Origin of the sequence: Flavobacterium sp. (assembly GCF_028712645.1) — a bacterium.
Classification (GTDB): domain Bacteria; phylum Bacteroidota; class Bacteroidia; order Flavobacteriales; family Flavobacteriaceae; genus Flavobacterium.
The window spans coordinates 1-7814 of record NZ_JAQTPQ010000166.1 but is presented as its reverse complement, the minus strand read 5'-3'; the positions used below and the strand labels follow the sequence as shown (position 1 = coordinate 7814).

Sequence of the window (7814 nt, the reverse complement as noted above, 5' to 3'; positions counted from 1 at the left end):
TATTGCTGGAGTTAAAATGGATGAACAACATATCGAAAATGTTAAACAACTATTAGGAACATTGTAATGAATACGAATTTGGATAATATCCCTCATAATACTAAAGTGTTAGTTTATCTAAAAGATGGTACTACGACGATTGGAATCATGGGAGAACCAAGTAGACCAAAAGATATTGATGACCCAAGAGAAGAATGGTCATCAGACGAATATATCCTAGTACCGTACGGGGAAAGATATGAAGACAATTGGGTTGGATATTTTGAGGCTCCGCGTTTTAGATCTGAACCAATTGGTTGGAGTAGTATTGGTTCAGATCTAGTTAAAATACTTACATTTGAGTATGGTGGCGAAACCACGACAATAAAAGATTATATTAAAGAACTTTTATTGAAATTGTGGGAAGACCCTGAGGGGTTTAATGGTAAACGGCCATTTGGTAATTCTGGTTGGAAATATGATATTTTTGCTACTTTGATAAAAAATGGTATTATTGAAGGTGAATTAGATGAAGATGGATATATCAATAAGTGTGATGATATATCCGGTGATATGATAATTGAGAACATGATTAAGGATATATTCAAATGAAATTTTTAATACTAACTCTTGTTATATTTGTTTCAGGGTGTTATAATAATGGATCAAGTAAAACAACTGAATGGCCTTCAGTACCAGATGGATTAAAAGATTGTAGTTTTTATATTCTTGAACGATCTGGTGCGTTCGGAGTACCAATAATAATCAATGTAGTTAGGTGCCCAAAAAGTACAACCAGTACAATAACACAGGAAAAATATCCTGTAACAACTATAACAGATGATATGATATAAGCGAGGAATTAAATGAAGCAAGGATTAACAGATATTACATTAGTAATCGATGAATCGTATTCAATGATGAATACTTGGCAAGAAGTTATTACTGGTATTAATAAATTTTTAATCGATCAATCTAATGTTCAAGGTGAAGCAAATATTACCTTAATTAAATTTGATGATCAGTTTTCAGTGGTATATGAAGCAGTAGATATCAAGAAAGCTCCTAAATTAACAAAAGAAATTTATAAACCTAGAGGTAGTACCGCATTATTAGATGCTATGTGTAAATCAATTGATATTACCGGCGAACGTTTGGCAGCTATGCCAGAACACGAAAGACCAGAAAAAGTAATTATCTTATTTCAAACAGATGGTGAAGAAAATTCAAGTGTATTATTTAAAAAAGAAGATATAGATAAAAAGATTAAGCATCAAAAAGAAGTATATAATTGGGAATTCATCTTCCTCGGAGCCAATCAAGATGCTATATCAACGGGAATATCTCTTGGATTAAGTGTAAATGCAAGTATCACATATAATCAAACAGCTAATGGTACTTTGAATGCATTCGCGTGTGTAAGTGAAACATTAACGAATTATAGAGGTTCTGGTAATATTTCTTTTGATGATACTGCCCGTAGTAAGGCAATGGCTGAATAAGTGAGCTGTTAATATGAAAAAATTATTTGATATTTTAGTTTTAAAATCTCATGAGTTATTGAAAAAAATATATCCTAGTTTTGATAATTGCGAATTATTAGATGTACCAGGAAAAGGTAGAACTGCTTTAACTATCTATTCAAACATCGTTAATAATCTCCAACACAGAGATCTGATTTTCATTAACGGAGAATTGAAACGGGTTAGAGGCATTGATTTTATCAATTATAAAAAGGATGTTGGCATATTATATTATGACTTGTGAAAAACGATCTCCATATATTAGATATTGTAATTGTGTAAATACTTATCAAGATAATTTATATGGAGATCGGCTAAGAGTAAGTAATTATTCAAAAAAGAATGATATATGGTTATGTACTTGTTGTGGTAATGAAACTCATTATTATATAGATATACAAAATATGTATAACGATCTGTATAATACATTTGATTCAGTTGCTATATTAATTGTATAGATATAAATTCACATTCTTTATAAATACATTGTAGAATTTTAATTAAACAGGAGTATACGGATGACTCTACAATATAAACACATGGAGCAATGTTATGATCGATCTTTTAGAAACTAGCGTAACTCAGCCGTTTGCGTTATTTTTAGGGGTAATAGTTTCAGCTATATTATTAGGTTTACCTATAATAAGTTTCCTTAAAAAAATACAAACGGCATCAAATGCCGAAGCGAGTAAAGCTGGTGCAGAAAGTACATTATATGGTCATTTAAAAGAACAACTTGAATTACAGAAAAAGGAACTCGAACACTATAAAGACGAAAATAATAGATTATGGGAAATGATTCGTGCATTAGAACAACGATTACAGAAAATTGAAACTCTTGAACACGATTTAACATCTTTAAAAAGAAAATTGGATGATAAAGATCAACAAATAACTAGCTTACATATTATCATTGATCAATTAAATCAAGAAATAGTAATCAAAAATGCAAGAATCCAAACTTTGGAATTGAGATTAAGAGAATATTCACAATAATATTTACTTATGGTTGATATGATAATATAATTTTATAGAGGATATTATGACAAATCATGTTAATAAAATATTACAAGAACGTATTAGAAAACAAGTATTAAAAAAGAATCTTATTAGGTTTTTCCAGATAGAAAAGAAAAAAATAATAAGATTATATGATGGTACAAATTTTGATTTATACATCAGTGATCATTTTATCGATAGACTCGTTGAACGAAGATTAGAAGATAATTTGATAGTATTGAAAAATATGATTGAATATTTTATGGATGTTTTTTATTATGGTACGTCACAAGAAGATAAAACATATATCATTCGAATTAAAAATCTAGGAATCGCTTTTTCGATAACTGAAGGAACTATAACAGAAACTAGACAAGCGATTGTAAAGACTGTATATGATATCGATAAAGATGAATGGTATTGTGATGAAGATATTGAATTAAAACCAACAAATCTCATTAGGTAATTTATGGAAGAACAAAAATTGTTAGATTGTCCATTTTGTGGTAGTAACGAAACGATGTTGGATATGAAGTTTATCCGTTAGATGATATTGATATGTATAAATTCAGTTTCGTAATGTGTAATAATTGTGGAGCGAGTATTGAAAATATTGATTCTCTACCAGAAGCGATTGTATTACCGCTTGGAATAAAGGGCTAATTGATGTCACCGATAGAAAGAGATTTCAAAGAAATCATGTTATTGGTTAGTAAATATGGAGAAGAACTAATTCGTAAACAAAATGCAAAAGGTTCTTCTTATTTTTTTATATCACCAGAAGCAACATATAAAAAAATAGCCGAAAAAGTAGTTAATATTCTACAAAAATAAAAATACACATATTAAAAATTTTGTGTTATGATTTAATTAAGTGATAATTATATAGGAATGATGATGAGTAAAGATGATCTCGGCGATAGAATGAAAATGTATGAGTCAATAGAGACTCAACGAAAATTTATTCCTTTATTACCAATATATGCGAGATTAGATGGTAGAGGATTTTCAAAATTCACCAAAGGAATGAATCGACCTTTTGATGAAAATTTTTATCAATGTATGCTGAAAACTGTAATACACTTGGTAGAAAAAACAAACCCATTGATATGTTATTTTCAATCCGATGAAATTTCTTTATGTTGGGACTATAATAATATTCCTTTTGATGGTAAAATACATAAAATTATTTCAACTCTCGCCGCAGAAGCCAGTAGTGCTTTCGTTATTTCAGCAACAGAATATTTTCCTGATAGAGTTAAAAAACTAACTCCCCATTTTGATTGTAGGTTAGTACAAATGCCAAACAAAAGCGAAGTCGCTAATGCCTTTGTTTGGCGAAATAATGATTGTACAAAAAATGCAATATCACAAGTTGCAAGTCATTATTTCTCTCATAAACAATTACAAAATAAAACAGGTAAAGAAAAACAAGAAATGTTATTCAGTGAATATGGAATAAATTTCAATGATATTCCTGTTAAATTCAAACGAGGTACTTGGGTCAGAAAAAAGCCGGTAGAAAAAGAAACTATTAACCCATATACCAACGAACAAATAGTATCTATTAGAAATGAAATTGAAGTATTAACCGATATTGTTCCAAGGTTTAGTAAATGTGTAAATAAAGTTGGATTTATTTTTAATAAAGAACAAGCAATAGTTGACATTTTATAAAAATAATTTATAATTTAATTTTTAAAAATATTATGAGATAAATATTATGACACAAGTTGAAATAATCAAACGAAAAGCAGAATTATTAGGTTCTATTCAGCACCTAATAACAAATATCATGAATATTGACGAAGAGGAATTTATTACAGTACTCAGTTCTTTAAACGAAAAAAATACTGAAACTCTAAAAAAATCTGTTGATATATTAAACGGATTTTTAGATAATATATCTTTTGCCGCATCAATATTAAAATGATCGTTTATAGAGCGATGTGCGAAGAAGAATTCCAAGATACTATTAAATCAAATAGTCTATCTTGGAAAGGTAGATTCAAATGGTTCGGAACAAAAGAATTTATTGAAGAACGAGTAACTGATGGAAAATTTAATAATTCACGATTTGTACATGATAGATATTGTAGAATTATTATTTTTGAAATTTCAGACGAATCATTGATATATTTTTCAAAAGTTGGCCATCGTGAATTGATGTTAGATAGAAGAAAATCCCCCTTAATTCAAATACAAATCAAAGGTACATTATGAAATTGAGATACTTGATTGAAAATTTAGACAAATCTCCGGCGAACGAAGCATATATAGACATCGATGAATTAGCTAAAGAATTTGGGATTTATCAAGATTTTTTTGTTGAATCTACCGAAAGATTACAAGGATATTATCTAAGTAAATGGAATTGTTCTGGTTCATGGATCGGACAAATTGCAATATTTCTTGATAATGAATTCGTCGGATATAGTTCACAAGATGGTAGAAAATCTGATAAAAAATATTACTTTTTAAATAGAGTTCTGTGCGATAAACTAAAACATTATATCATTTCATTGATTTTTTATAGAGATTATACTGCTGATGTATGTGTTGATCTTGATGAAGAAATCGGAGATGGTTATACGATTGAATATAACAGTGAATTATTAAATAAATTTGCAAAGTATCTCCCTACTGGTGAATTTGTTACAATATTGAATTGGGTAAAACCTATTGATGAACTTGAAGAACAATATATTGATACTGAATTATCAGGTATATATTCTGGATCAATAAGTAAAATTAAATTTGAAGATGGTATTGAAAAGTTAGTGCAAACCAATACTCTTGAAATACCTTATCCGGTAATTTTAAAATGAATACTTTACAACACACTTTGAAAACTCATGCAGTAATATGTGTCGTTTGGAATAATGATAATAAACATTACCAACCAATACGATTAGTTACCGAGTGGTTGGATCAACTACAAGAATATGTTGATGAGGATTGCGAATATTGGGATAATGCAATCCCATATACATCTGATACGATCCAACGTTTTTTAATTAAGGAATAATTATGCTTTTCTTTACGAGTGATTTACACATTTCGCACCGAAATATTATAAAATATTGCCCTGATACAAGAGGGCACTTTAAATCTCCGGAAGAAATGAATGATACAATGATTTATAATTGGAATTCTAAAATCAGTAAGGATGATGATGTTATTATTATAGGTGATTTATCTTTTACAAATACCAGAGAAACTGGTATTATTTTGAAAAAGATGAATGGCAAAAAAACTTTGATTTTTGGTAATCATGATAATAGAATAAGAGAAAAAACTTATTTTTTAGACGAATATTTTGTACATTACAGTGATATGATGGATGCAGTAATTGATGATGTGAGATTTATCTTTTGCCACTATCCACATAGAGAACTTATCATGAAAGACTATACTTTCAATGATTTACAATTTGATATTTTTTTACATGGGCATAAACATTCTACCAGTTGTATTTTAGATGATAAAAATAGAATGGTTATGGATATCGGGATGGATAGTAATAATTTGATACCTCATTCAATTGAAGAAATTATGACTAAATATCAAGAATTACTAAAAGATAAAACACAATAATGTGATTTTTATATAATGTTAACCACAGGAAGGGTATGGTTGACGAAAATTTATATAAAAAATTATTAACTTGGTATGATAATCAAGTTAATAATTTTTCTGATAAAGATTTAATTGATTTACAGCATTTAGGATATGTAATAAATGTGACATATGATAATGATTTTTGCTTGACAAAAAAAGGTAAATTATTTATTATTAATTATATCAAACAACAAGGTGAATAATATGTCAAGAACTTTCAGAGAACGTAGTATTGGTTCTGTAGAATATTTTAATGATACATTTAAAAACATTGATAAAGAAGTTGCACTATATTATAGCGATAACGATAAATATCGCTATAAATTTAAAGTATGGTTTAAATCTCCAAAGAAACCAATTATGAAGGTTTCAACTAAAAACCTATTAGATGAATATTATGATGATCTAGAGGAAAATATTAGAATCAGTTCTTCGTATGAAGAAGATGAATATTATGATATAGATTATGATCCGTATTTTCGTGAACCAAAAGTTAAAGAAATAGAATACCCTGATGATTTCATATATGACCAAGATTGTGTATATATAGAATTTGATTCAATTTGGGATTAATTATGAAAATATATGATGATAGTGTTATTAGTGAATTGAAAAATGGTTCTACGATAAAAATGATTGGCTGGGGATATGAAGAAAATGCGTATGTATCCCTTGAAGGATTTTATGATTCGTATGTTTTTATATTGAATAGACAATATCCTAACGCTACAAAAGAAATATTTGTTCTTGGATATGATGCTATCGTTGCAGATTGGGAATGGGTAACTACTCATGAAACAAAACACTCTACTACAATAATTGATATCGAACTAAATCCTGTAAGAATAGAACATAATAGGTTATGAAATAAATGTTAAATGAATGGAATGATGATATCAGTAAAGCCCCAATTGATGAGTTGATATTAATTTATCAACCTCAAAAATCTAAGAGAAAATGGACTGATGGTAGATTCTGCGCAGTTCAAGTGAGTAAAGGGAGATGGTGGGCTTTAGGACAAGGAGAACGCGATCGTCAAGATACATTAACTATATTACCAACACATTGGCGATATTTACCGGATAAGCCTTTATGAGAAAATTGATTTTTTTGGATATTGATGGAGTATTAAATCATCATGAAGGTTATAAGTCAGGTACTTGTAAATACGAATACTGTGAAGAATATGCTGGTTCATATCAACGATTCGAACCACATTCAAAAAAATTATTAAATGAATTGATTCAAGAATTTGATACGGATATAGTTATTTCTTCTACATGGAGGAGTGATGGTATAGATAGATTATCCACGATATGGAAAAATGAAAATATGAATAGAAATATTATAGGTATTACTCCTATAATGAGAAGTTCATATAAAAATGTGCAGTATTGTGTCCCAAGAGGTTTTGAAATAGAAATATGGTTAAAAAATCAAGGTTTTTATCACATAAATTGGTCAAAAGAAGAACAATTAAAATATTGTAAAGAATCAAATATTGATCAGTATTTAATCCTTGATGACGATTCTGATATGTTGTATTCACAGAGAAACAATTTTGTTCATATCAGATAGTAATAATAAATCCGGGTTCAATGATTTTTATTATGAACAAGCTAGAAAAATATTAAGTACGACTATTGTACAACAAACATATAGGAACTAATATGCAAGAAATTAAAGAAGTAT

Annotated in this window: 17 protein-coding genes; all 17 read left to right on the top strand. The window is 28.5% G+C overall.

Translation table 11 applies throughout. The features are described from left to right. Positions 1–66 precede the first annotated feature (66 nt). The 17 genes from PHC28_RS12640 (at position 67) to PHC28_RS12560 (ending at position 7700) form a co-directional block, all read left to right on the top strand. Positions 67–591, top strand: a complete 525-nt coding sequence (locus tag PHC28_RS12640; protein WP_300101027.1) for a hypothetical protein — start codon at positions 67–69, stop codon at positions 589–591. A 254-nt stretch (positions 592–845) separates the two neighbouring features. After that, positions 846–1481 carry a vWA domain-containing protein gene (locus PHC28_RS12635; RefSeq protein WP_300101024.1) on the top strand — a complete coding sequence of 212 codons (636 nt, stop codon included), beginning with the start codon at positions 846–848 and terminating at the stop codon, positions 1479–1481. Positions 1482–1494: 13 nt separating this feature from the next. Next, positions 1495–1746, top strand: a complete 252-nt coding sequence (locus PHC28_RS12630; protein WP_300101021.1) for a hypothetical protein — start codon at positions 1495–1497, stop codon at positions 1744–1746. Positions 1747–2054: 308 nt separating this feature from the next. Beyond that, on the top strand, positions 2055–2498 hold the full coding sequence (locus PHC28_RS12625; protein WP_300101018.1) for a hypothetical protein: 444 nt from the start codon (positions 2055–2057) through the stop codon (positions 2496–2498). A gap of 46 nt (positions 2499–2544) precedes the next feature. Then, a complete protein-coding gene (locus tag PHC28_RS12620; protein ID WP_300101015.1) occupies positions 2545–2967 on the top strand; it encodes a hypothetical protein in 423 nt (140 codons plus the stop codon). Positions 2968–3167: 200 nt separating this feature from the next. Beyond that, positions 3168–3335, top strand: a complete 168-nt coding sequence (locus PHC28_RS12615) for a hypothetical protein (protein WP_300101012.1) — start codon at positions 3168–3170, stop codon at positions 3333–3335. 63 nt (positions 3336–3398) lie between these two features. Continuing rightward, the gene (locus PHC28_RS12610) at positions 3399–4178 is read left to right on the top strand and encodes a tRNA(His) guanylyltransferase Thg1 family protein (RefSeq protein WP_300101009.1); all 780 of its coding nucleotides are present in this window, start codon (positions 3399–3401) and stop codon (positions 4176–4178) included. Positions 4179–4224: 46 nt separating this feature from the next. Further along, positions 4225–4434: a hypothetical protein gene (locus PHC28_RS12605; RefSeq protein ID WP_300101006.1), complete on the top strand. Its 210-nt coding sequence runs from the start codon at positions 4225–4227 to the stop codon at positions 4432–4434. After that, positions 4431–4724 (top strand): hypothetical protein, encoded by a 294-nt coding sequence (locus tag PHC28_RS12600; protein ID WP_300101003.1) that lies wholly within the window; start codon positions 4431–4433, stop codon positions 4722–4724. The genes PHC28_RS12605 and PHC28_RS12600 overlap by 4 nt, the downstream gene beginning before the upstream one ends. Beyond that, complete coding sequence (locus PHC28_RS12595) at positions 4721–5329, top strand: hypothetical protein (protein WP_300101000.1); 609 nt, start codon at positions 4721–4723, stop codon at positions 5327–5329. Before PHC28_RS12600 ends, PHC28_RS12595 begins: the two co-directional genes overlap by 4 nt. 17 nt (positions 5330–5346) lie before the next feature. Further along, entirely contained in the window at positions 5347–5529 is a 183-nt protein-coding gene (locus PHC28_RS12590; protein WP_300100997.1) for a hypothetical protein, read from the top strand. A gap of 2 nt (positions 5530–5531) precedes the next feature. Next, complete coding sequence (locus PHC28_RS12585) at positions 5532–6098, top strand: metallophosphoesterase (protein ID WP_300100994.1); 567 nt, start codon at positions 5532–5534, stop codon at positions 6096–6098. A gap of 35 nt (positions 6099–6133) precedes the next feature. Then, positions 6134–6325 (top strand): hypothetical protein, encoded by a 192-nt coding sequence (locus tag PHC28_RS12580; protein WP_300100990.1) that lies wholly within the window; start codon positions 6134–6136, stop codon positions 6323–6325. A gap of 1 nt (position 6326) precedes the next feature. Then, a complete protein-coding gene (locus PHC28_RS12575) occupies positions 6327–6695 on the top strand; it encodes a hypothetical protein (RefSeq protein ID WP_300100987.1) in 369 nt (122 codons plus the stop codon). Further along, positions 6686–6988, top strand: a complete 303-nt coding sequence (locus PHC28_RS12570; RefSeq protein ID WP_300100983.1) for a hypothetical protein — start codon at positions 6686–6688, stop codon at positions 6986–6988. The genes PHC28_RS12575 and PHC28_RS12570 overlap by 10 nt, the downstream gene beginning before the upstream one ends. A 5-nt stretch (positions 6989–6993) precedes the next feature. Continuing rightward, a complete protein-coding gene (locus PHC28_RS12565; protein ID WP_300100980.1) occupies positions 6994–7218 on the top strand; it encodes a hypothetical protein in 225 nt (74 codons plus the stop codon). Next, on the top strand, positions 7215–7700 hold the full coding sequence (locus PHC28_RS12560) for an HAD domain-containing protein (protein WP_300100977.1): 486 nt from the start codon (positions 7215–7217) through the stop codon (positions 7698–7700). Before PHC28_RS12565 ends, PHC28_RS12560 begins: the two co-directional genes overlap by 4 nt. Positions 7701–7814: the final 114 nt, after the last annotated feature.